We start from the raw sequence: 26,476 nt of genomic DNA on the forward strand, positions 1-26,476 counted from the left end.
AAATGCTATAATACGAATAAAGGAGGCAAGTATGGCAAGAATCCCTTATCAGAAAACACTTATTTTTTGTGTAGCCGTTATTATTGCTATTTTTATTTTGGGGTTATCTAAGGATTTAGCACAATCTAAAGGGCAAAAGGTTGCAAATAATAATACTGTAAAAACAGCACGTGTGGTTGCAAACGGAGATATTTTGCTGCACGATGTACTATATGCCAGTGCGCGCCAACCCGACGGCACTTATAATTTTACTCCTTATTTTAAAGAGGTAAAATCTTGGATTGAGAGCGCTGATTTAGCGATTGGTGATTATGAAGGGACGATTAGTTCAGAATATCCTTTAGCGGGCTATCCTTTATTTAATGCTCCTAATGAGATTGCAACTACTATGAAAGAAACTGGATATGATGTCGTTGACTTAGCACATAATCATATTCTGGATTCACAACTGGCAGGTGCTATCAATACTGTCAAGACTTTTAATCGTCTGGGATTGGATACTATTGGGGTTTATTTAAAGGATAGAAATAAAGAAGATATCTTAATTAAGCATGTAAATGGTATTAAAATTGCTATTTTAGGTTATTCGTATGGCTACAATGGTATGGAAGCTAATGTTTCAAAGAGTGACTATGAAAAACATATGTCTGATTTAGATACTAAAAAGATTAAGCAAGATATTAAAAAGGCTGAAAAAGAAGCAGATATCACCATTGTCATGCCACAGATGGGGATAGAATATCAAAAAAAACCTACTACAGAACAAGTAATGCTTTATCATAGTATGATTAAATGGGGGGCAGATATTATATTCGGAGGACACCCTCACGTTGTTGAACCGTCTGAAGTGATAAAAAAAGATGGCCAGAAAAAATTTATTATTTACTCTATGGGAAATTTTATTTCAAATCAGCGTTTAGAAACGGTTGATGATATCTGGACAGAAAGAGGATTATTAATGGATGTAACCATAGAGAAAAAAGGTCAAAAAACAGTAATTAAAAAAGTTAAGGCGCATCCAACACTAGTAGAAGCAAAACCAAATGGCCGTTATGTTGAAGAAGGCTTTCCAGCTTATGATTATAGGACGCTAGTTTTAGAGGATTATATTGAAGGTGGTAAGAAACGTTCTACGATTGATCAGACTATGAAAGATAAAGTTGATAAAGCATATAAGGAGATGAATGAGTTAGTTAATTTGAAGTGGTAAAGTTGATAATTTTATTTTGTTTTATCTTGCATAAAAAAAGAGTTTATGATAAAATTTGAATGTTGACTAAATGCACATCCTGTGCAACCGCGCGAAAATCGTTAGATTAAGTAGAGCAAGGCTCTCACGATTTATAGGCGAGTCTTCACAGAGGGAAACCTCACAAGAAATTTTTATAGGAGGTGCATCATGAGCACATACGCAATCATCAAAACTGGTGGTAAACAAGTTAAAGTTGAAGTAGGACAAGCTATCTACGTTGAAAAACTTGACGTTGAAGCAGGAGCAGAAGTTACATTTAACGAAGTTGTTCTTGTTGGTGGTGAAACAACTAAAGTTGGTACTCCAGTTGTTGAAGGAGCTACTGTTGTTGGTACTGTTGAAAAACAAGGCAAACAAAAGAAAGTTGTTTCTTACAAATACAAACCTAAAAAAGGTAGCCACCGTAAACAAGGTCACCGTCAACCTTATACAAAAGTTGTTATCAACGCAATCAACGCTTAATTTTTCATGATTAAAGCAACTTTTACTCGTAATCAATCAGGCTATCTTTATAGTGCTGAAATCAGCGGTCATGCTGGTAGTGGCGAGTACGGCTTTGATGTGATTTGTGCAGCTGTTAGTACTTTATCAATTAATTTTATTAATTCATTAGAGGCTTTAACAACCTGCCAAGCGCAATTGATTATCAATGACGTTGAAGGTGGTTATATGAAGATAGATTTATCTTCTATACCACAACATAAAGAGGATAAGGTTCAATTATTATTTGAGTCTTACCTTCTTGGAATGACTAATCTGTCTAAAGATTCTTCTGAATTTGTTAGTACAGTAGTCATGACACACTAATTTAAGAGAGGACACAACATTATGTTAAAAATGAATCTTGCTAACTTGCAACTTTTCGCCCACAAAAAAGGTGGAGGTTCTACATCAAACGGACGTGATTCACAAGCAAAACGTCTTGGAGCTAAAGCAGCTGACGGACAAACAGTATCAGGTGGATCAATTCTTTACCGTCAACGCGGTACACACATCTATCCAGGTGCTAACGTTGGACGTGGTGGGGACGATACACTTTTTGCTAAAGTTGAAGGTGTTGTTCGTTTCGAACGTAAAGGACGCGATAAAAAACAAGTGTCTGTTTACCCAATCGCAAAATAATGCCTAGTTAAGACTTTATGACTATTCATAAGGTCTTTTATTATTGTCAGAGCTTTCATTTTGTAACAAAAGACAATATGTTAAGAGATTTATCATTAATACTCATAAACTTTGTTGTTCTTTTATAGTGAAATAGTCCTAATTCATGAAGAATTTTCCGCAAGGATAGTTATTTTTTGGTATAATGAAGGGTACTAAAATGAGGAAGTGATAAAATGAATATTCAACAACTGCGTTATGTTGTTGCTATCGCAAATAGTGGTACTTTTCGTGAAGCAGCTGCAAAACTATTTGTTAGTCAGCCAAGTTTATCTGTTGCCGTTCGTGATTTGGAAACAGAATTAGGGTTTCAGATTTTTACGCGTACAACTACTGGTGCAGTGTTGACCAATCAAGGCATGACTTTTTATGAGAATGCTTTAGAAGTTGTGAAAAGCTTTGATTCATTCGAAAAACAGTTTTCGCAATCTGAAGCTACAGAGCAAGAATTCTCAATAGCAAGTCAACATTATGATTTTCTACCTCCTTTAATCACAGCGTTTTCAAAATGTAATGATAATTTTAGCTATTTCCGTATTTTCGAATCAACAACAATACGTATCTTAGATGAAGTTGCTCAAGGGAATAGCGAAATAGGTATCATTTATATCAATAGTCAAAATAAAAAAGGTCTACTTCAGCGGTTGGACAAATTGGGGTTAGAGTTTGTAGAGCTTATTCCTTTTAAAACTCATATTTATCTTGGGAAAGACCATCCCTTGGCTAGTAAAACATCTCTGATAATGACAGATTTAGAAGGATTACCAACCGTACGTTTTACACAGGATAGAGATGATTATCGGTATTACTCGGAGAATTTTGTGGAAGTACTTGATAGTTCTGTTACCTATAATGTTACTGATAGAGCAACATTAAATGGTATTTTAGAAAGAACCCAAGCTTATGCGACGGGCTCAGGATTCTTGGATAGCCGCAGTGTGAATGGTATCACTGTTATTCCATTAGAAGATCATCTAGATAACCAAATGATTTATATCAAACGAAAAGATCGTAATTTATCTCAGATGGCTTTAAAATTTGTTGCTGTTATGGAAGAGTATTTTAAGGGATTTAATTCATAGGAGAAGTAATGAGAAAGATTATTATACCAATAATAACTATTTTGTTGATTGCTTTAGATCAACTATCTAAGTTATGGATTGTTAAACATATTGAACTAAACCAAATTAAGGAATTCATTCCAAATATCGTTAGTCTAACTTATCTGAGAAATTATGGTGCTGCATTTTCTATTTTGCAAAATCAACAATGGCTTTTTACCTTAATTACAATCTTTGTTGTTGGTGTTGCTATTATTTATTTGATGAAACATATTAATGGAAGTTATTGGTTATTAATTTCTCTAACCTTAATCATCTCTGGTGGATTAGGAAACTTTATAGATCGCTTAAGATTAGGTTATGTCGTTGATATGGTGCATTTAGATTTTATTAATTTTGCTATCTTTAATGTAGCAGACTCATATCTGACAATCGGTATTATTTGCTTAATGATTGCACTTTGGAAAGAGGAAAGTAATGGAAATCACAATTAAAATAGCAGGAGTTAGGCTAGATAAAGCTTTAGCGGATAATTCTGAACTGTCGCGTAGTCAAGCTAATGAAGAAATTAAAAAAGGGATTGTGTTAGTAAATGGACAAGTAAAAAAAGCGAAATATACTGTTCAAGAAGGAGATCGGATTACTTTTGATATTCCTAAAGAGGAAGTACTAGATTATCAAGCTGAAAATATCCCTTTAGATATTATCTATCAAGATGATGACGTTGCTGTGGTTAATAAGCCGCAAGGGATGGTTGTTCACCCTTCTGCAGGCCACAGTTCGGGCACCTTAGTTAACGCCTTGATGTATCATATTAAGGATTTATCATCAATTAATGGCGTTGTTCGCCCAGGGATCGTTCATCGTATTGATAAAGATACTTCTGGTTTATTGATGGTTGCAAAAAATGATAGAGCTCACCAAGTGTTGGCTGAAGAGTTAAAAGATAAAAAATCGCTTCGTAAATATTTAGCAATTGTGCATGGTAATTTACCAAATGATCGAGGTGTGATTGAGGCTCCGATTGGTAGAAGCGATAAAGATCGTAAGAAGCAAGCCGTGACTGCTAAAGGTAAGCCAGCAATAACTCGTTTTCATGTTTTAGAACGTTTTGGTGATTATACCTTAGTTGAATTGTCATTGGAGACAGGTCGAACACACCAAATTCGGGTTCATATGGCTTATATTGGCCATCCTCTAGCCGGTGATCCTGTCTACGGTCCCCGTAAGACTTTAGGGGGTAAAGGACAGTTTTTGCATGCACAAACACTAGGTTTTACGCACCCTAGTAACGGAGAGAATTTGATTTTTTCAGTAGAGGTTCCGGAAATTTTTCAGACAACCTTAGAAAAGTTGAGAAAAAATTAAGTTTTTCTTGAAAAATACTTTTACCATTTGCTATAATATAAGCAAATCATTCCTTTAACCTTATCCAGTGAGATAGTTAAGGAGAAACTTCAGACTAAATCAATGCCTGAGCGGCTTTGTCATTCTAGAGAGTCTCCTTTTGAAGGGGCTCTTTTATCTTAGAGAGGATACTGCAATGAAAAGAAAAGAAATTATTGATGATGTGACCATGAAACGTGCTATTACACGTATTACCTACGAAATTATAGAACGTAACAAAAATTTAGATAATATTGTCTTAGCAGGCATTAAAACAAGAGGTGTTTTTTTAGCCAAACGCATTCAAGAACGCTTGAAGCAATTAGAAAATTTAGATATTCCCGTTGGAGAATTGGATACTAAACCTTTCCGTGATGATATGAAAGTTGAAGTTGACACCACAACTATGCCAGTTGACATCACTGATAAAGATATTATATTAATTGATGATGTTCTCTATACAGGTCGCACTATTCGAGCTGCTATTGATAATCTTGTTAGTTTAGGGCGTCCGAGTCGTGTCAGTTTAGCTGTATTAATTGACCGTGGGCATCGTGAACTACCTATTCGTGCAGATTATGTGGGGAAAAATATTCCAACAAGTCAATTTGAAGAAATTCTAGTTGAAGTGATGGAACATGATGGTTACGATCGTGTGAGTATTATTGATCCGAGTTAAGTAGACGACTATTATTTACGATGATTTTATAGAAGGGGAAGAACCACAATGGCAAAAAAATTGTTAATTCTAGAGGATGGTACGGTTTTTGAAGGACTATCCTTTGGTTCATCTCTTGATGTAACTGGCGAATTAGTTTTTTGTACGGGGAATACCGGCTATCAGGAAATAATAACGAATCCTTCACATAATGGAAAAATTTTAGTTTTTACCTCACCGCTAATAGGAAATTATGGTATTCATCGCAGTTACTCTGAAGCCATTATTCCCACTTGTTTAGGAGTTGTTGTTGCAGAGTATTCCAGATGTGTAAGTAGCGATACTAGCAAGATGAATCTAGATGAATTTTTGAAAATGAAAAAGGTTCCTGCAATGTCGGGGGTCGATACAAGGTATTTGATGCAAGTTATTAAAGAAAAAGGATTTGTAAAAGCTACTTTAGCAGAAGCAGGTGATGTTTTATCACATTTACAGGATCAATTAATAGCGACAGTATTACCGACAAATAATGTGGAACAAGTTTCGACAAAAACAGCTTATCCGTCGCCTGCTAGCGGTCGAAATATTGTTGTACTTGATTTTGGTCTTAAACATTCTATTTTGAGAGAATTGTCTAAACGTCAGTGTGACGTGACTGTCATTCCCTACAATACGTCTTTAGAAGGTATTAAAAATCTATATCCAGAAGGTATCATATTATCTAATGGTCCGGGGAATCCAGAAAAGCTTCAGGAAATCTTAAACACTATTAAAGAATTACAAAAATCTGTTCCTATGTTAGGTATTGGTTTGGGGCACCAATTAATTGCCATGGCAAATGGTGCAGAAATTATGAGACTCCCAGTTGCTAAGAAGGGGCCAAATTATCCCATGAGAGATATTGCTACGGGTCGTTTAGAAACAGTTAGTCAGTTTAATCATTTTACCGTTAACCGGCTAAATCTTCCGCATGATTTACTGGTAACACACGAAGGTTTGAATGATCAAGAGATTGTTGCTCTAAGGCACCGCTCATTTCCAGTGATGTCCGTGCAATTTTACCCAGAGGCTGCTCCAGGCCCTCATGATGTGACCTATTTTTTTGATGAATTTTTAGAAATGATTGGATCACGCGCTTAAACATAAGGTATTATTTAAAGTCAGTCGGTGAGCTGATTAATAAGGAGGTGCGTATATGCTAAATACAAAGGATAAACAGCCTATTTTGCTTATTATTTTCGGACAGAAAATGAAAGAATATGACGATTTAATTAGATCAACTGTTGAGAGGTTATCTAAAAGGGATAGACCTGTTAGTATTCTTATCTCGAAGGAGCTAAACCATGTGATTCACCATTATGATGCACAATTTGAAAATCTTGAGACGCTTGTGGGGTATATAAATACACATGAAGATAGTTTGATTTACCCCCTTTGCTTAGATAAAAATCATGAGCTATTTCAAGAGTTTTTGGCGTGGCAGAGTCATTATTCAAGGCAGTATATCAGCGATAATTTATCAGAAAAAAGTGTTCAGGCAATAGACAATAATCAAGACTTTGTGCAAGTAGATTGTTTAGTAATGAGAGACTCTTTGAATAATTGTTTATATGTCTCTGATTTAGAATATATTGAATCTAATAAAACAACTGGTAAGTCTCTAGCGATTGTACCAAGTCAAACTTTATCCGATGCTGCTAGGCAAACAATTCGAGATGTTGCATTTGATGTGTGTCGAAAAGCAAACATTATTGGAGTATGTTACTTTAGTTTCTTAATAGATTTGAACAGTTTGGATTATCATATAATTAGTTTATCATCTGGTTTGTCTCATCAAAGCATTTTATTTGAGACTATTACGACCTATCCTGTTTTAGAGATAGCAACTAAATTGACAGTGGGATATACTTTTAGTCAACTGAAGCATTCTTATTACCCAAATACCTCTGCCTTTTTAGAGCCGCAATTAGACTATGTAGCTACCGTATCTTTTAGTTTTGAAAAAGTTGACTATATCTTTTTTGCTCGTAATATAGAGCAATTATTTTTAAATTTACTCGAGGCTAGCAGTCATGATCATTTTCCATTTCTGAGTGATATTAGCGAGGAAGATTTGATGTTTGCTTTGATTCAGAAAAAAGAAAATCGTCTAGCTTATCTTTTGGAGGCTTTTAGACGTGGCTTTGATTTGTATGATTTATCCTCAGTTACTAAAATCAACCCTTTTTACTTAGATAAATGTTTACATATTGTAGAGTTGTATGAAAACCTGAATAAAAGCCAATATAATGTAGATATTTATAAGGAAGCTAAAAGGTATGGTTTTTCGGATGACTATATTGCTAGTAGTTGGCAAATCTCTTTGATAGACATGTTAGAATATCGAAAAAAACATAGTGTCGCACCTGTTCTGAAGCAAGTCGAACAAAGTTCTGGTGTTCTAACTGGCCATCAAATTCAGTATTTTCGAAGCTATGATTGGCATTCAGACTACATTTCTAGCGGTTGTCAAAAGGCTTTGATAATGGTAGACAAGGGTTATTCCCTAGTAAAATTAAATGAGTTAATTAAGCAAATCAAACAAACTCATTTAGAATTATTAATTGTTACCAATCAACCTCTCCTCATAGAACAATTAAATGATACATCTATAATTTTTGACACTATAGGTATTGAGACCATATTAACAATTATGGGTATAGAAGAGGTGGAAGAAGTGTATTTATTGGGAGAAAGTCAAGCAGACATGTTTTCAAAAATGAAAAATTTTTCTATCTCTTGTCAGTCTATTTAGCAATTCTTAATAAAAGCTGAGATCTATATCTCAGCTTTTATTTGTGGTAAAAAGTAAAGTACTTTCAATTTTGTAAGTTCTTTCTATGAGCAAAATAGTATACTTAATGAGTAAAAATATTATTTTTAAAGAATTTTCTTGACAATATTATTTAAAAATAATACACTTGTTCTATATTAACAATACAAACAGGAGATGGACATGAGTAAACGACAAAATTTAGGAATTAGTAAAAAAGGAGCAATTATATCAGGGCTCTCAGTGGCACTAATTGTAGTAATAGGTGGCTTTTTATGGGTACAATCTCAACCTAATAAGAGTGCAGTAAAAACTAACTACAAAGTTTTTAATGTTAGAGAAGGAAGTGTTTCGTCCTCAACTCTTTTGACAGGAAAAGCTAAGGCTAATCAAGAACAGTATGTGTATTTTGATGCTAATAAAGGTAATCGAGCAACTGTCACAGTTAAAGTGGGTGATAAAATCACAGCTGGTCAGCAGTTAGTTCAATATGATACAACAACTGCACAAGCAGCCTACGACACTGCTAATCGTCAATTAAATAAAGTAGCGCGTCAGATTAATAATCTAAAGACAACAGGAAGTCTTCCAGCTATGGAATCAAGTGATCAATCTTCTTCATCATCACAAGGACAAGGGACTCAATCGACTAGTGGTGCGACGAATCGTCTACAGCAAAATTATCAAAGTCAAGCTAATGCTTCATACAACCAACAACTTCAAGATTTGAATGATGCTTATGCAGATGCACAGGCAGAAGTAAATAAAGCACAAAAAGCATTGAATGATACTGTTATTACAAGTGACGTATCAGGGACAGTTGTTGAAGTTAATAGTGATATTGATCCAGCTTCAAAAACTAGTCAAGTACTTGTCCATGTAGCAACTGAAGGTAAACTCCAAGTACAAGGAACGATGAGTGAGTATGATTTGGCTAATGTTAAAAAAGACCAGGCTGTTAAAATAAAATCTAAGGTCTATCCTGACAAGGAATGGGAAGGTAAAATTTCATATATCTCAAATTATCCAGAAGCAGAAGCAAACAACAATGACTCTAATAACGGCTCTAGTGCTGTAAATTATAAATATAAAGTAGATATTACTAGCCCTCTCGATGCATTAAAACAAGGTTTTACCGTATCAGTTGAAGTAGTTAATGGAGATAAGCACCTTATTGTCCCTACAAGTTCTGTGATAAACAAAGATAATAAACACTTTGTTTGGGTATACAATGATTCTAATCGTAAAATTTCCAAAGTTGAAGTCAAAATTGGTAAAGCTGATGCTAAGACACAAGAAATTTTATCAGGTTTGAAAGCAGGACAAATCGTGGTTACTAATCCAAGTAAAACCTTCAAGGATGGGCAAAAAATTGATAATATTGAATCAATCGATCTTAACTCTAATAAGAAATCAGAGGTGAAATAATCGTGACAACTAATCGAAAAGAACTGATTAGATTGCATCAGATTGTTAAAAGTTATCAAAATGGGGATCAAAAACTTCAAGTCTTAAAGAACATTGATTTGACGGTTTATGAAGGTGAATTTCTTGCAATCATGGGGCCATCTGGTTCAGGGAAATCCACACTAATGAATATTATTGGCTTGTTGGATTCTCCAACTTCAGGAGATTATAGTTTAAATGGTAAACGTGTCGAAGAACTAAGTCAAACAAAATTAGCTCAAGTTCGAAATAAGGAAATCGGTTTTGTCTTTCAACAATTTTTCTTGTTATCTAAACTAACGGCTTTACAAAATGTTGAATTACCCTTAATTTATGCGGGTGTACCTCCTAAAAAGCGTAAAAATTTAGCAAAACAATTTTTAGATAAAGTTGAATTAAGAGAGCGTATGAACCATCTGCCAACAGAATTATCTGGGGGACAGAAGCAACGTGTAGCAATCGCGCGTGCTTTGGTGAATAGCCCATCTATTATTCTAGCAGATGAGCCGACTGGTGCCTTGGATACAAAGACGGGTGAGCAAATTATGCAGTTCCTAACGGAATTAAATCAAGAAGGTAAAACCATTATCATGGTAACTCATGAACCAGAAATCGCCGATTATGCGACTCGTAAAATTGTTATTCGTGATGGCGAAATTACAGCAGATACTACTGATAGTATTAGAATTGATTAAGGGGAGATTCGATTATGGAAAATTGGAAGTTTGCCCTATCATCGATTCTAGGGCACAAGATGCGTGCTTTTCTGACCATGTTAGGGATCATCATTGGGGTTGCATCAGTTGTGTTAATTATGGCCTTAGGTAAGGGCATGAAAGATTCGGTTACAAATGAGATTACAAAGTCTCAGAAGAACCTTCAGATTTATTATAAAACAAAAGAAGACCAAAAAAATGAGGATAACTTTGGAGCTCAAGGGGCTTTCATGCAAGGTAGTGATACCAACCGTAAGGAACCAATTATTCAAGAATCATGGTTAAAAAAGATTGCTAAGGAAGTAGATGGTGTTAGTGGCTACTATGTAACCAATCAAACAAATGCTCCAGTAGCTTACCTTGAAAAAAAGGCAAAGACGGTTAATATAACAGGAATTAACCGCACTTACCTTGGTATCAAAAAGTTCAAAATTAAAAGTGGTCGTCAATTCCAAGAGGAGGATTATAACCAATTCTCGAGAGTTATTTTACTAGAAGAAAAATTAGCTCAGAGATTATTCCAGACAAATGAAGCAGCGTTAAATAAGGTGGTGACTGTAAAAAATAAATCTTACTTAGTAGTGGGGGTTTATTCGGATCCAGAAGCTGGTTCAGGCTTATATGGAAGTAATTCTGATGGGAATGCTATTTTAACCAATACACAGTTAGCTTCGGAGTTTGGTGCTAAAGAAGCAGAAAACATATATTTTCATCTTAATGATGTATCGCAATCCAATCGCATTGGTAAAGAAATAGGCAAACGTTTAACAGACATTAGTCATGCTAAGGATGGGTACTATGATAATTTTGACATGACATCTATAGTTAAATCTATCAATACCCAAGTTGGTATTATGACAGGTGTTATTGGAGCGATTGCAGCAATTTCTCTCCTAGTTGGTGGTATCGGAGTGATGAATATTATGTTAGTCTCTGTAACTGAGCGCACGAGAGAAATTGGCCTTCGTAAAGCCCTTGGGGCAACTCGACGTAAAATTTTAGCTCAATTTTTAATTGAATCAATGGTCTTAACGATTTTGGGTGGATTAATTGGGTTATTACTAGCCTATGGAGGTACGATGTTAATTGCTAATGCGCAAGATAAGATTACTCCTTCTGTGTCACTTAACGTGGCTATAGGCAGTTTAATTTTCTCAGCATTTATTGGAATTATATTTGGTTTATTACCTGCTAATAAAGCTAGCAAATTAAACCCAATTGATGCTTTACGATATGAATAAAAAAACATATGCTCTGTCAAGATTTTTTCTTGACAGAGTTTGTATTTATGTTATACTTAGTAAGGTAAAGTTGTTAGTTAAGCTATCAACGACCAAATATAAAGAAAAAGAAAAGAGACTATTTAAAAATGGCAGTAAAAATCCGTTTAACTCGTATGGGTTCTAAGAAGAAACCTTTCTACCGTATCAATGTTGCAGATTCACGTGCACCACGTGACGGACGTTTTATTGAAACTGTTGGAACATACAACCCATTAGTTGCAGAAAACCAAGTTACAATCAAAGAAGAACGTGTTCTTGAATGGTTATCAAAAGGTGCACAACCTTCAGATACAGTTCGTAACCTTCTTTCAAAAGCTGGAGTTATGACTAAATTCCACGATCAAAAATTCTCAAAATAATAAAAGCCTATGGATACCATTGAAAATCTCATTATTGCTATTGTGAAACCTTTGATTTCACAACCAGATCAGTTAACCATAAAAATTCAGGATGGCCCAGAATTTTTAGAGTACCATCTTGATTTAGATACCCAAGACATCGGTCGTGTTATCGGCAAAAAGGGTCGTACAATTACAGCGATAAGGTCGATTGTCTATTCGGTACCAACACAAGGGAAAAAAGTAAGACTCATCATTGATGAGAAAGAATAATTTATTCTAAAAGATAGGAACTTCCTGTCTTTTTTGTTATATCTACACAAAAATTGTGAGTTTTTTAGTCTTTTAGAATATAATGGATGTGAAAGGGAATTTTCTGATTTTTTATTAAGGAGGATAAGATATTGCTATTTGATTTTCTCGAAGAAAAAATAAAACTGAAAGCATACCTGATGACCGCCTTACTTGATGATGGAGAAATTAACCTTGATCACTTTAAAACAGAATATGCTTTGAGTGAAAAGATTTTACAAGGTCTTATTTCGGAACTACAAATACTTTATTCTGATTTCTACCTTGTTGTCAAAAGTAGAACAATGGTATTGTTCCATTACGAAACACTTTCTAAGCTAGAGACTTTGCATACCATTTATCGAGAGTCTAATATGTTACAGTTTTTGGCATATTTTATTGCTCCTCAAAATGTCAGTTTTTCTGAATTCACGGCTAAGAAATTCATATCCGTTGCAAGTGCCTACCGAATAAAGAAAAACTGTAAACTTTATTTGGAGAGTGTTAAGTTATCAATACAAAAAAATAAAGTGACAGGTCCAGAATATCAGATTAGGCTGCTGATTGCTTTGTTACAATATCATTTTGGTTTTATTATTTATCCTTTTGATGCTACAAGTGAGGTAATGATAAGGGATTTTATTGAATACTCGAATTTTAAAGGGTGTGACTACGACCTTAAAGACTTATCTGAAGAATATTACTATTTTTATATTTTGGTGAATTTAGCTTGGAAAAGAAAAGAATATAAAGTAGAAATTCCTCAAACAGAATCCTTTAATCAATTAAAAAAATCGATTCTCTACATGGAGTTATCCAAAGCAGCTCAAAAAAGTATTGCTATACATCTTGGTATAGAGTTGAATGAAGGTTTACTTGATTATCTATATTTAGTGTTTTGTATTAGTGATGGCCCTCTATTTAGCAATCGAGATGATATCAATGTCAACGAAGAATTTATTTTTGCTTCTTATAAGATATCAAAGTCAAAAGCCTTTAAGAATTTTTGTGGTCGATTATTGGGTAGAGAATTTATTGACTCGCAGCATTTTAAAGATATTAATGCCTATTTTTTGAGACATTTTATTTGTTATTGTTATTATTTTATTCCTGATTTTTATTTTTTAAATACATCAAGGCTGAGCTATTCTAAGGATTTATATCACCTATTAGATAGAGGTCTGGCTGATATTTTTAACCTGAAGGGAGGGAATTTAACTTTTTCAAAACATGAGACAGTGCTACTAACAATGCAATTATCTAACTTAATAGAGACTTTCTTAGCTCCTCTTTCTGTATATGTAATTTCATCTAGTAATATTAGATTACAAACCTATCAAGTAATGTTAAACCAATATTTTACATCTAAGATAGCGGAATTCTTTTTTGTAAACTATCAAACGACTCAGATAGATGAAAAATTACTAAAAAAAGCAGATATCATTATTGCTGAGAGACGCTATATATCTTCTTTAAAAAATGACTCAGGTGTGGCTATACAAGATATATTAGAAATTGGGATGAATAATAAGCAGTACCATGAACTACTTTTACAAGCTATTATCGAAAAAAGGGACCAAAAAGTTTTTGAATATATTTCAAAAATGAAACATAAAATACTTTGATAGACTCTATATGAGCTTTATTAAAAGGGATAAAATCGAAATTTAAAATTTAATTCGAAAAGATATTGACAGTAATCTAGAATTTCGATATACTAGATTTTGTCTTTTGGGGTATAGCCAAGCGGTAAGGCAAGGGACTTTGACTCCCTCATGCGTTGGTTCGAATCCAGCTACCCCAGTTTCACATGGTCCGTTGGTCAAGGGGTTAAGACACCGCCTTTTCACGGCGGTAACACGGGTTCGAATCCCGTACGGACTATCGTGGCCAGTTGCATTTTAGCGGCTGGTTTTTCTTTTATTTTCAAAAATATCGGAGTTACTATGGAATACTTTAACGTTGGAAAAATTGTCAATACACAAGGATTACAAGGCGAAATGCGTGTATTAAGCGTGACTGACTTTGTAGAAGAACGCTTTAAAAAAGGTCAAGAGTTAGCTTTATTCGATGAAAAGAATCAGTTTGTTATGGATATTGAAATTGCTAGTCATCGTAAGCAGAAGAATTTTGACATTATAAAATTCAAAGGAATGTATCATATTAATGATATTGAAAAATATAAAGGTTTCACACTGAAGGTGGCAGAGAATCAACTGAGCGACCTTAAAGATGGTGAATTCTATTATCATGAAATTATTGGCTTAGATGTCTATGAAGGGGAAGAGCTGATTGGAAAAATCAAAGAAATTTTACAACCAGGAGCAAATGACGTTTGGGTTGTGGAACGTCATGGAAAACGTGATCTTTTATTACCCTATATCCCGCCAGTAGTATTAGAAGTGGACCTTTCTAATCAGCGTGTTCAAGTTGAATTGATGGAAGGTTTAGATGATGAAGATTGATATTTTAACTTTATTTCCTGAAATGTTTGCCCCTCTGGAACATTCTATAGTTGGTAAGGCAAAAGAAAGAGGACTTCTTGAAATTAATTATCACAATTTCAGAGAAAATGCTGAGAAGTCTCGACATGTTGATGATGAGCCTTACGGTGGGGGGCAAGGGATGCTTTTACGTGCTCAACCTATTTTTGATACAATTGGTAAAATTGATGCTCAAAAAGCACGTGTTATTTTGCTAGACCCAGCGGGCAGAACATTTGATCAGAATTTTGCAGAAGAACTATCCAAAGAAGATGAATTAATTTTTATTTGTGGTCACTATGAAGGTTATGATGAACGTATAAAATCATTAGTAACAGACGAAGTATCTTTGGGAGATTTTGTTCTTACGGGAGGAGAATTGGCGGCTATGACAATGGTTGATGCTACCGTTCGTCTGATTCCAGAAGTTATAGGTAAAGAAACAAGTCATCAGGATGATTCATTTTCATCGGGTCTATTAGAATATCCTCAGTATACGCGCCCATATGATTATTTAGGCATGACAGTTCCTGATGTTCTCATGAGTGGTCATCATGAAAATATCCGAAAATGGCGTTTAGAGCAAAGTTTGCGAAAAACACTAGAACGTCGACCAGACTTGTTAGAAAATTATGCAATGACGGATGAAGAGAGACTTATCTTAGAGAAAATTAAAACAGAAATAGAAAGAACAGATACAGTAAATGAACAAAACAATTTATGATATCACTATTGTAGGAGGCGGACCAGTAGGTCTCTTTGCTGCTTTTTATGCTGGACTACGCGGAGTATCCGTTAAAATTATTGAAAGCCTTTCGGAATTAGGAGGCCAGCCAGCTATCCTTTATCCTGAGAAAAAAATCTATGATATTCCTGGTTATCCGGTGATTACTGGACGTGAATTAATTGATAAACATATTGAACAATTAGAGAGATTTAAAGATTCTATTGAAATCTGTTTAAAAGAAGAAGTTTTATCATTTGAAAAAGTAGATGATGTTTTCACAATTCAAACAGATAAAGATCAACATTTGTCACGTGCTATTGTTTTTGCTTGTGGCAACGGTGCTTTTGCTCCGCGTTTACTAGGTTTGGAAAATGAAGAAAATTATGCAGATAATAATTTATTCTATAACGTTACAAAGTTAGAACAGTTTGCAGGTAAACATGTTGTTATTTGTGGTGGAGGCGACTCAGCTGTTGATTGGGCCAATGAATTAGATAAGATTGCAGCTAGTGTAGCGATTGTTCATCGTAGAGATGCTTTTAGAGCGCATGAGCATAGTGTGGATATACTAAAGGCATCAGGTGTTAGAATTTTAACCCCTTATGTCCCAATTGGTTTAAATGGAGATAGTCAGAGAGTTAGCAGCTTGGTCGTTCAAAAAGTTAAAGGTGATGAAGTAATTGAATTACCTTTAGACAACTTGATTGTTAGTTTTGGCTTTTCTACTTCTAATAAAAATTTACGTTATTGGAATTTGGATTATAAACGGTCTAGTATCAATGTTTCTTCACTTTTTGAGACGACTCAAGAAGGCGTGTATGCTATTGGAGATGCTGCTAATTATCCAGGAAAGGTAGAATTGATTGCAACAGGATATGGGGAAGCACCAGTCGCTATAAACCAAGCTATCAATTATATTTATCCTGATCGAGATAACCGTGTAGTCCATTCAACATCATTGATAAAATAACTATAAATAAAACTGATAAGTTTATAAAAAAGGATTATATATATTGTTAAAAAAATAACAAAACTTCCTATTTATTTTGTGATATAATTAACTTTGTCGTTATGAATGATATTAAATAAATGAAGCGAGGTATTTTATGACAAATACGGTAACACCAAAAGAGACGGCTGGTTCTTTTATCAATAAAGTGTTAGGTGGGACAGCAACTGCAATCGTTGTAGCACTCATCCCAAATGCTATCCTAGCCACTTTTTTGAAACCATTTTTATCTTACGGACTTGCTGCAGAGTTCTTACACATCGTGCAGGTATTCCAATTTTTCACACCAATTATGGCAGGATTTTTGATTGGTCAACAGTTTAAATTCACCCCAATGCAACAGCTTGCTGTTGGAGGTGCTGCATATATTGGTTCTGGTGCGTGGGCTTACACAGAAGTTATTCAAAAAGGAGTTGCTACTGGTAGTTTCCAATTGCGTGGGATTGGTGATCTCATCAATATGATGCTAACAGCAGCTTTAGCAGTTTTAGCAGTTAAGTGGTTTGGTAATAAATTTGGTTCCCTAACCATTATCTTGTTACCTATTATCATAGGTACAGGCGTAGGCTATTTAGGATGGAAATTACTCCCTTACGTTTCATATGTGACAACACTTATTGGTCAAGGAATTAATTCTTTTACTACTTTACAACCAATTGCGATGTCAATTCTAATTGCGATGGCTTTTTCAATGCTTATTGTAAGTCCTATTTCAACAGTAGCGATTGGTCTAGCGATTGGTCTTAATGGTATGTCAGCAAGTGCAGCTTCAATGGGAGTTGCTTCAACAACAGCAGTGCTAGTTTGGGCAACGATGAAGGCTAATAAGTCTGGAGTTCCAATTGCTATTGCTTTAGGTGCAATGAAGATGATGATGCCAAATTTCCTAAAGCATCCAGTAATGGCGATTCCAATGCTTATGACTGCTACAGTAAGTTCTCTAACAGTCCCATTGTTTAAATTGGTGGGGACACCAGCTTCGTCTGGTTTTGGGCTTGTTGGTGCAGTAGGTCCGATTGCTTCATTTGAAGCAGGAGCAAGTATGTTGATTGTTATCTTATCTTGGCTCGTTATTCCTTTTGCAGTAGGTTTTGTATCACACAAAATTTGTAAAGACATTCTGAAACTTTATAAAGACGATATTTTCGTTTTTGAAGGTCAAAATTAATTTGGAGGTTGTATGTTAGTTTATATTGCTGGTTCAGGCGCTATGGGATGTCGTTTTGGATATCAAATTTCTAAAACAAATCATGATGTTATTTTACTTGATAATTGGGCAGACCATATTATGGCTATTAAAGAAAATGGCTTGAAGGTAACAGGTGATACAGAGGACCTTGTTAAACTTCCTATCATGAAGCCAACTGATGCGACAGAAGAAGCAGATTTAATTATTTTGTTTACTAAAGCAATGCAGTTGCCAAATATGCTTCAAGATATTAAAAAAATTATTGGTAAGAAAACAAAGGTCTTATGTCTTTTAAATGGATTAGGACATGAAGATGTCATTCGTCAATATATCCCTGAACACAATATTTTGATGGGAGTAACAGTTTGGACTGCAGGGTTGAAAGGACCAGGGCATGCTCATCTGGAAGGAGTTGGTTCTGTAAATCTTCAAAGTATCGATCCTAACAATCAAGAAGCAGGTCATCGCGTTACTGAATTGCTTAATGAAGCAAAATTACAGGCTACTTATGACGAAAATGTTTTGCCAAATATTTGGAGAAAAGCTTGTGTTAACGGAACGATGAATTCAACTTGCGCCTTGCTAGATTGTACAATTGGTCAACTCTTTGCTAGTGAAGACGGCGTAAATATGGTACATGAAATTATCCATGAATTTGTTACTGTTGGAAAAGCAGAAGGTGTAGAGCTTGATGAAGAAGAAATAACAAAGTACGTTATGGATACATCTGTTAAAGCAGCCCATCATTACCCTTCAATGCATCAAGACTTAGTTCAAAATCAGCGCTTAACTGAAATTGATTTCTTAAATGGCGCAGTGAATAAAAAAGGTGAAAACCTAGGCATTGATACACCTTACTGTCGATTAATCACACAATTAATTCACACTAAAGAAAATGTACTTAGCATAAAATAATAATCAACCGGGAGAATAGTGCCCGGTTTTTTGATATGCTTAATGATAATGATTTTGTTATACTAAGAATAATAAGAGTTGGGTATTTTTTTCGAGAAGTATTTACAGCATAAAATATTACATTTGTATTACAAATATTTCTAAAATATGTTGACATGTTACAAAAAGGATATTATAATAGTAGTGTAAATAAATAAGGAAGTAGGTGTTTATGATGAAAAAAGGACAAGTAAATGATACTAAGCAATCTTACTCTCTACGTAAATATAAATTTGGTTTAGCATCAGTAATTTTAGGGTCATTCATAATGGTCACAAGTCCTGTTTTTGCGGATCAAACTACATCGGTTCAAGTTAATAATCAGACAGGCACTAGTGTGGATGCTAATAATTCTTCCAATGAGACAAGTGCGTCAAGTGTGATTACTTCCAATAATGATAGTGTTCAAGCGTCTGATAAAGTTGTAAATAGTCAAAATACGGCAACAAAGGACATTACTACTCCTTTAGTAGAGACAAAGCCAATGGTGGAAAAAACATTACCTGAACAAGGGAATTATGTTTATAGCAAAGAAACCGAGGTGAAAAATACACCTTCAAAATCAGCCCCAGTAGCTTTCTATGCAAAGAAAGGTGATAAAGTTTTCTATGACCAAGTATTTAATAAAGATAATGTGAAATGGATTTCATATAAGTCTTTTTGTGGCGTACGTCGATACGCAGCTATTGAGTCACTAGATCCATCAGGAGGTTCAGAGACTAAAGCACCTACTCCTGTAACAAATTCAGGAAGCAATAATCAAGAGAAAATAGCAACGCAAGGAAATTATACATTTTCACATAAAGTAGAAGTAAAAAATGAAGCTAAGGTAGCGAGTCCAACTCAATTTACATTGGACAAAGGAGACAGAATTTTTTACGACCAAATACTAACTATTGAAGGAAATCAGTGGTTATCTTATAAATCATTCAATGGTGTTCGTCGTTTTGTTTTGCTAGGTAAAGCATCTTCAGTAGAAAAAACTGAAGATAAAGAAAAAGTGTCTCCTCAACCACAAGCCCGTATTACTAAAACTGGTAGACTGACTATTTCTAACGAAACAACTACAGGTTTTGATATTTTAATTACGAATATTAAAGATGATAACGGTATCGCTGCTGTTAAGGTACCGGTTTGGACTGAACAAGGAGGGCAAGATGATATTAAATGGTATACAGCTGTAACTACTGGGGATGGCAACTACAAAGTAGCTGTATCATTTGCTGACCATAAGAATGAGAAGGGTCTTTATAATATTCATTTATACTAGCAAGAAGCTAGTGGGACACTTGTAGGTGTAACAGGAACTAAAGTGACAGTAGCTGGAACTAATTCTTCTCAAGAACCTATTGAAAATGGTTTAGCAAAGACTGGTGTTTATAATATTATCGGAAGTACTGAAGTAAAAAATGAAGCTAAAATATCAAGTCAGACCCAATTTACTTTAGAAAAAGGTGACAAAATAAATTATGATCAAGTATTGACAGCAGATGGTTACCAGTGGATTTCTTACAAATCTTATAGTGGTGTTCGTCGCTATATTCCTGTGAAAAAGCTAACTACAAGTAGTGAAAAAGCGAAAGATGAGGCGACTAAACCGACTAGTTATCCCAACTTACCTAAAACAGGTACCTATACATTTACTAAAACTGTAGATGTGAAGAGTCAACCTAAAGTATCAAGTCCAGTGGAATTTAATTTTCAAAAGGGTGAAAAAATACATTATGATCAAGTGTTAGTAGTAGATGGTCATCAGTGGATTTCATACAAGAGTTATTCCGGTATTCGTCGCTATATTGAAATTTAAAGCTAAATCTTTTTAGATTTAGCTTTACTAATATTATGTGTGTTGGAAAAAACAGTGGAGATTTACGTCAAAATTATATTATTTGGATAGTATCGAATAGATAGAATGTGGAGAAAAGTAGGAAATAGTTAAGAAAGGTATTTATGACGCTTCGAGAATTAACAATAGAAGAATTTAAAGAACATTCAGGAAATTATGATTCACAATCATTTTTACAAACACCTGAGATGGCTAAACTTTTAGAAAAACGCGGCTATGATGTTAGGTATTTGGGATATCGAGTAGAAAATAAACTAGAGATAATCAGTTTATCTTATATTATGCCAGTCACTGGTGGTTTTCAAATGAAAATTGATTCAGGACCAGTTCATTCAAATTCTAAGTATCTAAAACAATTTTATAAAGCATTGCAAGGCTATGCCAAATCCAACGGTGTTCTAGAATTAATAGTTGAGCCTTATGATGATTACCAATTATTCACTAGTTCGGGAGTTCCTAGTAATCAGGGAAATGATAATCTGATTGAAGATTTTACCAGTTCAGGTTATCACCATGATGGTTTAACAACTGGTTTTACTGGTAAATATTTATCTTGGCACTATGTTAAAAATTTAGAAGGTGTCACTTCTGAAACGTTACTATCTTCATTCTCTAAGACAGGACGAGCTTTGGTTAAGAAAGCAATGTCTTTTGGAATCAAGGTTCGCGTTCTTAAACGTGATGAGCTACATTTATTTAAAGAGATAACAACTTCTACGTCAAATAGACGTGATTATATGGATAAGTCCTTAGATTATTATCAAGATTTTTACGATAGCTTTGAAGGCAAGGCTGAATTTGTGATTGCCACTTTAAATTTTAGAGAATACGACCATAACTTGCAAATAAAAGCTGAAGCATTGGAAAATAAGCTTAAATTGCTTGATGAACGTTTTAGGGAAAATGCAGACTCTCCTAAGTATCATAGGCAACGCTCTGAAATAATTAATCAACTGGCTAGTTTTGAAACACGACGACAAGAAGTTCAGTCATTTATTCAAAAGTATGATAACCAAGACGTTGTTTTAGCTGGTAGTCTATTTGTTTATAGTCTTAAGGAGACAGTTTATTTCTTTTCAGGATCCTACACAGAATTTAATAAATTTTATGCACCAGCAGTTCTTCAGGAATATGTTATGCAAGAGGCTCTCAAAAGAGGTTCTACTTTCTATAACCTCCTAGGTATTCAGGGAACTTTTGATGGTTCAGATAGTATTCTTCGCTTTAAACAGAATTTTAATGGTTATATCATTCGTAAAATGGGAACTTTTAACTATTATCCAAGTCCTTTTAAATACAAAGGAATTCAGCTTCTTAAAAAGGTTTTGAAGAGAAATTAAAGTATTTGTAAAAGCTAATCTTTAGATTAGGCTTTTTTAGTTTATTGATAGTTTTTGGAAGAAAATGCTTGACATTGAAAGAAAAAGAGATATAATTAAATTGCAAACGATTTCAATTCAAGGAGGGACTATGCTAAAGTCAAAGAGAAAAGAAATTATCTTATCACGACTTGAGCAAAATAAGAGTGTTACTTTAGATGAATTAACGTCTATCTTAGAGACTTCTGAATCTACAGTTCGCAGGGATTTAGATGAACTTGAATCTGAAGGTTTTTTAAAAAGGGTGCATGGTGGTGCTGAATTACCATACTCACTTGGCCAGGAATTAAGTAATCAAGAAAAAGCTATCAAAAACGTTCAAAAAAAATTGGATATTGCTAGACAAACTGCAAAGCTGATAGCAAAGCAAGATGTTATATTTATTGATGCCGGAACTACGACAGAATTATTAATTGATTTTCTCCCTCACGAGCAATTAACGGTGGTGACGAATTCTATTCATCATGCTGCAAAGTTAGTTGATAGAGGGATAAAAACAATCATTATCGGAGGAGCGGTTAAACATTCAACAGATGCTAGTATTGGCCAGGTAGCCATTAATCAGATTAGGCAGATAACGGTTGACAAAGCTTTTCTGGGGATGAATGGTATAGATGAAGTTTATTTAACTACACCAGATTTAGAAGAAGCTGCTATTAAAGAAGCTATTATTAATAATAGTCAACAAACCTTTATTCTAATGGATTCATCTAAAATTGGACAAGTTACATTTGCTAAAGTGAAAGAGATAAATGACATTAATTTAGTAACTAATAAGACTGATTCAGAACTTATGACAATAATAAAAGAGAAAATGAAGGTGATTCAAGTATGATTTATACAGTAACATTAAATCCATCGATTGATTTTATTGTTCGTCTAGATACACTATTGTTGGGTAGTGTTAACCGTATGACTAGCGATGATAAATATGTAGGTGGTAAAGGAATTAATGTTAGTCGCATATTAAAACGCTTAAAAATTGACAATACTGCTACAGGTTTTATCGGTGGATTTACAGGACATTTTGTTGAAGATGGACTTGTATCAGAAGGTATCAAAACTGACTTTGTTTCTGTTAATGAAGATACACGTATCAACGTTAAAGTAAAAGCAAAAATTGAAACTGAAATCAATGGCGGGGGTCCTAGGATAACAAATGAACAACTTCATCGTCTAGAGAAACTTCTTTCGAGACTAACACCTGAGGACACAGTAGTTTTCGCAGGTTCAGCACCAGCTAGCCTTGGAAATAAGGTCTATAATACATTGATTCCAATTGCTAAAAAGACAGGAGCGGAAGTTGTTTGCGATTTTGAAGGTCAGACACTTTTAGACGCTCTTGCTTATCAGCCTCTTTTAGTAAAACCGAATAACCATGAATTAGCAGATATTTTTGGCGTAGAGCTAGAAGGTCTGCCTGATATCGAAAAATATGCACATAAGATTCTAGATAAAGGAGCTAAGAATGTTATCGTTTCTATGGCAGGGGATGGTGCATTGTTAGTAACTCCAGAAGCTTCATATTTTGCAAAACCGATTAAGGGTGAAGTGAAAAATTCCGTTGGGGCTGGTGATTCAATGGTAGCTGGCTTTACAGGAGAATTTGTTAAGTCAAAAAATCCAGTAGAAGCACTAAAATGGGGCGTAGCTTGTGGTACAGCAACCACTTTCTCAGATGATTTAGCAACAGCTGAGTTTATCCAAGATATTTATAATAAAGTTGAGGTAGAAAAATTATGAAAATCCAAGACCTACTAAAAAAAGAAGTTATGATTATGGATTTAAAAGCAACCAGTAAAGAGGCTGCAATTGATGAAATGATTACAAAATTAGTTGACACAGGTGTTGTGACAAACTTTGCTATTTTTAAAGATGGCATCATGAAGCGTGAGGCACAAACATCAACTGGATTAGGTGATGGTATCGCTATGCCACATAGTAAAAATGCTGCCGTTAAAGAAGCTACTGTCCTTTTTGCAAAATCTGCATCAGGTGTTGATTACGAAGCACTTGATGGACAGCCAACTGATTTATTCTTTATGATTGCTGCGCCAGATGGTGCTAATGATACGCATTTAGCTGCCTTGGCAGAACTATCTAAATATCTTTTAAAAGAAGGGTTCGCTGATCAATTACGTCAAGCAAAAACGCCAGATGACATTATTGCTACTTTTGATAGTAATAGCATTTCTCAAGAAACAGTAGCTCCACAAACAGTACAATCAACAAGTAAAGGTTCAGATTATATTGTTGCAGTAACAGCTTGCACTACGGGAATTGCCCACACGTATATGGCAGAAGAAGCTTTAAAGAAAAAAGCAGCTGAAATGGGTGTAGGTATTAAAGTTGAAACAAATGGCGCTTCTGGTGTAGGAAATAAGTTGACTTCAAGTGATATTGCAAGGGCTAAGGGTGTTATTATTGCAGCAGATAAGGCTGTAGAGATGGATCGTTTTGATGGCAAACCTTTGGTATCACGTCCGGTAGCTGATGGTATTAAAAAAAGTGAAGACTTAATTAACATTATTCTCGATAATAAGGCACAAACCTATCATGCAAAAAATCAAAATGATAAACAATCAGGTGAATCTGATGGAAAATCAGGCTTAGGCTCTGCTTTTTATAAACACCTTATGGGTGGTGTATCACAAATGTTACCATTCGTTATTGGTGGTGGTATTATGATTGCGATTGCTTTCCTTTTTGATAACATACTTGGTGTACCAAAAGACCAATTAAGTAATTTAGGTTCATACCATGAAATTGCAGCCTTATTCAAAAATATCGGTGGCGCAGCATTTGCATTTATGTTACCAGTATTGGCAGGTTATATCGCTTATTCAATAGCTGAAAAACCAGGACTAGTAGCTGGCTTCGTAGCTGGTTCAATTGCATCAAGTGGACTGGCATTCGGTAAAGTACCTTTTGCAGAAGGTGGGAAAGCAACCTTAGCATTAGCAGGTGTGCCATCAGGTTTCTTAGGGGCTTTAGTAGGTGGTTTCTTAGCTGGTGGAGTTATCCTACTACTTAGAAAATTACTTTCAGGTCTCCCAAAATCGCTTGAAGGTATTAAATCAATTCTTCTATACCCATTGTTAGGTGTTTTGATTACAGGTTTCTTGATGTTGCTCGTAAACATTCCAATGGCAGCTATCAACACAGCTCTTAACACTTTCTTACAAGGTTTATCTGGTAGTTCAGCAGTCTTGATGGGCTTACTAGTTGGTGGTATGATGGCTGTAGATATGGGTGGGCCTGTTAATAAAGCAGCTTATGTTTTTGGTACAGGTACTCTTGCAGCAACTGTTGCAAATGGCGGCTCTGTTGTTATGGCAGCTGTAATGGCTGGAGGAATGGTTCCACCGTTAGCAGTATTTGTGGCAACTTTATTATTTAAAGATAAATTTAATAATGAAGAACGTCAATCTGGTCTAACAAATATCGTTATGGGGTTATCTTTTATCACTGAAGGTGCTATTCCGTTTGGTGCTGCTGACCCAGCTCGTGCAATCCCTAGCTTTATTGTAGGTTCAGCCTTAACTGGAGCACTTGTTGGTTTAGCTGGTATCAAGTTGATGGCTCCTCATGGAGGGATTTTTGTCATCGCATTAACAAGTAATCCTTTACTTTATATTCTATTTATTCTAATTGGAGCGGTAGTCTCAGGTGTACTCTTTGGCTTGTTCCGTAAAACAAAATAGTTAATCTCAACTTATCCAAATTTACATTGAATAAAAGGTGAATAAACTATCGTTATTGGGTCTATTCGCCTTTTTATGTTGTAAAAGAATGGTAGATTAATCATTAATAATTGCTAATCTTTTTTCAATAGGATATGATTTATTTAAGCAAAAAAATGGATAATATGATTGAGGAAAGGAGGTAAGCAATGATTAAATGGAATGAAAAAGAAACAAAACTAGTTGATACAAGTTTTTCAATTATGTTGTATCTAAAAACGCTATTTGCAGTCGGACAAGTAGTAGCTGGCGTTTTATTATATTATTTTAAACCTACACAAATAAAACATCTCCTATTTCTTTTAACTGAAGGTGAAGTTCACGGTGGGATTCATGGTTTTATTTCTGCTCATTTCTTGAAAATAAGCAGTTATATTAATGATTCGGCTAGTCATTTAGCCGCTATCTATCTATTAATTCATGGCGGTATCAAATTAGTAGCACTTATTTTATTACATAAAGAGAAATTATTTGCTTACCCTTTATCAATTTTAGTTTTCGTTGGGTTTATCATTTTCCAACTAAGGGAATATTTTTCTAGTCATAGCATTTTAATGATTTTTCTATGTGTATTTGATGTTATCATGATAATTTTAACATGGTTAGAATATCAGAAAATGAAATTGAATTTTTCAAAAAGGTGACTTCCCCCATGCCTTAGCGCTTGTTTTTATAAGCGCTTTTTTGCTACAATATGACTATGAAAACTATTAGACTTCCTGCGAAACTAAAATCCTAGTTC

At 34.6% G+C, this 26,476-nt stretch carries 26 protein-coding genes, 2 tRNA genes, 1 pseudogene and 1 other annotated feature; all 29 genes and pseudogenes read left to right on the forward strand.

Features of this window, described 5'->3' with window-relative positions:
- Positions 1-31: 31 nt before the first annotated feature.
- The 29 genes and pseudogenes from HMPREF2818_RS04990 to HMPREF2818_RS05130 all read left to right on the forward strand — a co-directional run bounded on the left by HMPREF2818_RS04990 (position 32) and on the right by HMPREF2818_RS05130 (position 26,378).
- The gene (locus tag HMPREF2818_RS04990) at positions 32-1,210 is read left to right on the forward strand and encodes a CapA family protein (RefSeq protein WP_000101231.1); all 1,179 of its coding nucleotides are present in this window, start codon (positions 32-34) and stop codon (positions 1,208-1,210) included.
- Between the two features lie 75 nt (positions 1,211-1,285).
- Positions 1,286-1,365 (forward strand) — a sequence feature (ribosomal protein L21 leader region).
- A gap of 34 nt (positions 1,366-1,399) precedes the next feature.
- The gene (gene rplU / locus HMPREF2818_RS04995; protein ID WP_000109135.1) at positions 1,400-1,714 is read left to right on the forward strand and encodes a 50S ribosomal protein L21; all 315 of its coding nucleotides are present in this window, start codon (positions 1,400-1,402) and stop codon (positions 1,712-1,714) included.
- 6 nt (positions 1,715-1,720) lie between these two features.
- Positions 1,721-2,059, forward strand: coding sequence for a ribosomal-processing cysteine protease Prp (locus tag HMPREF2818_RS05000; protein WP_000588481.1), 339 nt, complete (start codon positions 1,721-1,723; stop codon positions 2,057-2,059).
- Positions 2,060-2,080: 21 nt separating this feature from the next.
- Positions 2,081-2,374, forward strand: a complete 294-nt coding sequence (rpmA, locus tag HMPREF2818_RS05005) for a 50S ribosomal protein L27 (protein WP_000916503.1) — start codon at positions 2,081-2,083, stop codon at positions 2,372-2,374.
- Between the two features lie 215 nt (positions 2,375-2,589).
- Positions 2,590-3,495, forward strand: coding sequence for a LysR family transcriptional regulator (locus tag HMPREF2818_RS05010; RefSeq protein WP_001025683.1), 906 nt, complete (start codon positions 2,590-2,592; stop codon positions 3,493-3,495).
- Positions 3,496-3,503: 8 nt separating this feature from the next.
- The gene (gene lspA / locus HMPREF2818_RS05015; RefSeq protein ID WP_001226253.1) at positions 3,504-3,968 is read left to right on the forward strand and encodes a signal peptidase II; all 465 of its coding nucleotides are present in this window, start codon (positions 3,504-3,506) and stop codon (positions 3,966-3,968) included.
- Entirely contained in the window at positions 3,952-4,842 is an 891-nt protein-coding gene (locus tag HMPREF2818_RS05020) for an RluA family pseudouridine synthase (RefSeq protein ID WP_000406595.1), read from the forward strand. Before lspA ends, HMPREF2818_RS05020 begins: the two co-directional genes overlap by 17 nt.
- Positions 4,843-5,017: 175 nt before the next feature.
- On the forward strand, positions 5,018-5,539 hold the full coding sequence (gene pyrR / locus HMPREF2818_RS05025) for a bifunctional pyr operon transcriptional regulator/uracil phosphoribosyltransferase PyrR (protein WP_000823056.1): 522 nt from the start codon (positions 5,018-5,020) through the stop codon (positions 5,537-5,539).
- A 48-nt stretch (positions 5,540-5,587) separates the two neighbouring features.
- Positions 5,588-6,658 carry a carbamoyl phosphate synthase small subunit gene (locus tag HMPREF2818_RS05030; RefSeq protein WP_001085243.1) on the forward strand — a complete coding sequence of 357 codons (1,071 nt, stop codon included), beginning with the start codon at positions 5,588-5,590 and terminating at the stop codon, positions 6,656-6,658.
- Between the two features lie 55 nt (positions 6,659-6,713).
- Positions 6,714-8,312, forward strand: a complete 1,599-nt coding sequence (locus tag HMPREF2818_RS05035; protein ID WP_001865330.1) for an ATP-binding protein — start codon at positions 6,714-6,716, stop codon at positions 8,310-8,312.
- Positions 8,313-8,513: 201 nt separating this feature from the next.
- Positions 8,514-9,758 (forward strand): efflux RND transporter periplasmic adaptor subunit, encoded by a 1,245-nt coding sequence (locus HMPREF2818_RS05040; RefSeq protein ID WP_000044620.1) that lies wholly within the window; start codon positions 8,514-8,516, stop codon positions 9,756-9,758.
- Positions 9,759-9,760: 2 nt separating this feature from the next.
- Positions 9,761-10,471 carry an ABC transporter ATP-binding protein gene (locus HMPREF2818_RS05045; RefSeq protein ID WP_000210674.1) on the forward strand — a complete coding sequence of 237 codons (711 nt, stop codon included), beginning with the start codon at positions 9,761-9,763 and terminating at the stop codon, positions 10,469-10,471.
- Positions 10,472-10,485: 14 nt separating this feature from the next.
- Entirely contained in the window at positions 10,486-11,733 is a 1,248-nt protein-coding gene (locus HMPREF2818_RS05050) for an ABC transporter permease (protein ID WP_000432854.1), read from the forward strand.
- A 128-nt stretch (positions 11,734-11,861) separates the two neighbouring features.
- Positions 11,862-12,134 carry a 30S ribosomal protein S16 gene (gene rpsP, locus HMPREF2818_RS05055; protein WP_000268757.1) on the forward strand — a complete coding sequence of 91 codons (273 nt, stop codon included), beginning with the start codon at positions 11,862-11,864 and terminating at the stop codon, positions 12,132-12,134.
- A 9-nt stretch (positions 12,135-12,143) separates the two neighbouring features.
- Positions 12,144-12,386, forward strand: coding sequence for a KH domain-containing protein (locus HMPREF2818_RS05060; protein ID WP_000379626.1), 243 nt, complete (start codon positions 12,144-12,146; stop codon positions 12,384-12,386).
- Between the two features lie 131 nt (positions 12,387-12,517).
- Positions 12,518-14,029 carry a M protein trans-acting positive regulator PRD domain-containing protein gene (locus HMPREF2818_RS05065; RefSeq protein ID WP_000895671.1) on the forward strand — a complete coding sequence of 504 codons (1,512 nt, stop codon included), beginning with the start codon at positions 12,518-12,520 and terminating at the stop codon, positions 14,027-14,029.
- Positions 14,030-14,136: 107 nt separating this feature from the next.
- Positions 14,137-14,208 (forward strand) — tRNA-Gln (locus tag HMPREF2818_RS05070).
- An 8-nt stretch (positions 14,209-14,216) separates the two neighbouring features.
- Positions 14,217-14,288: transfer RNA gene (locus HMPREF2818_RS05075), tRNA-Glu, on the forward strand.
- A 62-nt stretch (positions 14,289-14,350) separates the two neighbouring features.
- Complete coding sequence (gene rimM, locus HMPREF2818_RS05080; RefSeq protein ID WP_000455618.1) at positions 14,351-14,869, forward strand: ribosome maturation factor RimM; 519 nt, start codon at positions 14,351-14,353, stop codon at positions 14,867-14,869.
- A complete protein-coding gene (gene trmD, locus HMPREF2818_RS05085; RefSeq protein ID WP_000975545.1) occupies positions 14,856-15,611 on the forward strand; it encodes a tRNA (guanosine(37)-N1)-methyltransferase TrmD in 756 nt (251 codons plus the stop codon). The genes rimM and trmD overlap by 14 nt, the downstream gene beginning before the upstream one ends.
- The gene (locus HMPREF2818_RS05090; protein WP_001044158.1) at positions 15,592-16,584 is read left to right on the forward strand and encodes an NAD(P)/FAD-dependent oxidoreductase; all 993 of its coding nucleotides are present in this window, start codon (positions 15,592-15,594) and stop codon (positions 16,582-16,584) included. Before trmD ends, HMPREF2818_RS05090 begins: the two co-directional genes overlap by 20 nt.
- Before the next feature lie 136 nt (positions 16,585-16,720).
- Positions 16,721-17,791, forward strand: a complete 1,071-nt coding sequence (locus tag HMPREF2818_RS05095) for a PTS sugar transporter subunit IIC (RefSeq protein ID WP_000185920.1) — start codon at positions 16,721-16,723, stop codon at positions 17,789-17,791.
- Positions 17,792-17,803: 12 nt separating this feature from the next.
- A complete protein-coding gene (locus tag HMPREF2818_RS05100) occupies positions 17,804-18,727 on the forward strand; it encodes a 2-dehydropantoate 2-reductase (protein WP_000964162.1) in 924 nt (307 codons plus the stop codon).
- Positions 18,728-18,938: 211 nt separating this feature from the next.
- A pseudogene (locus HMPREF2818_RS05105) lies at positions 18,939-20,573 on the forward strand (SH3 domain-containing protein).
- 143 nt (positions 20,574-20,716) lie between these two features.
- A complete protein-coding gene (locus tag HMPREF2818_RS05110; RefSeq protein WP_000175203.1) occupies positions 20,717-21,952 on the forward strand; it encodes an aminoacyltransferase in 1,236 nt (411 codons plus the stop codon).
- A 130-nt stretch (positions 21,953-22,082) separates the two neighbouring features.
- A complete protein-coding gene (locus tag HMPREF2818_RS05115) occupies positions 22,083-22,826 on the forward strand; it encodes a DeoR/GlpR family DNA-binding transcription regulator (RefSeq protein ID WP_000920253.1) in 744 nt (247 codons plus the stop codon).
- The gene (gene pfkB, locus HMPREF2818_RS05120; RefSeq protein ID WP_000640758.1) at positions 22,823-23,734 is read left to right on the forward strand and encodes a 1-phosphofructokinase; all 912 of its coding nucleotides are present in this window, start codon (positions 22,823-22,825) and stop codon (positions 23,732-23,734) included. The genes HMPREF2818_RS05115 and pfkB overlap by 4 nt, the downstream gene beginning before the upstream one ends.
- The gene (locus tag HMPREF2818_RS05125) at positions 23,731-25,695 is read left to right on the forward strand and encodes a PTS fructose transporter subunit IIABC (RefSeq protein ID WP_000701403.1); all 1,965 of its coding nucleotides are present in this window, start codon (positions 23,731-23,733) and stop codon (positions 25,693-25,695) included. The genes pfkB and HMPREF2818_RS05125 overlap by 4 nt, the downstream gene beginning before the upstream one ends.
- A 188-nt stretch (positions 25,696-25,883) precedes the next feature.
- On the forward strand, positions 25,884-26,378 hold the full coding sequence (locus HMPREF2818_RS05130) for a DUF2127 domain-containing protein (RefSeq protein WP_000598909.1): 495 nt from the start codon (positions 25,884-25,886) through the stop codon (positions 26,376-26,378).
- Positions 26,379-26,476 lie beyond the last annotated feature (98 nt).

The organism is Streptococcus sp. HMSC076H09 (genome assembly GCF_001811765.1).
Lineage (GTDB): Bacteria > Bacillota > Bacilli > Lactobacillales > Streptococcaceae > Streptococcus > Streptococcus agalactiae.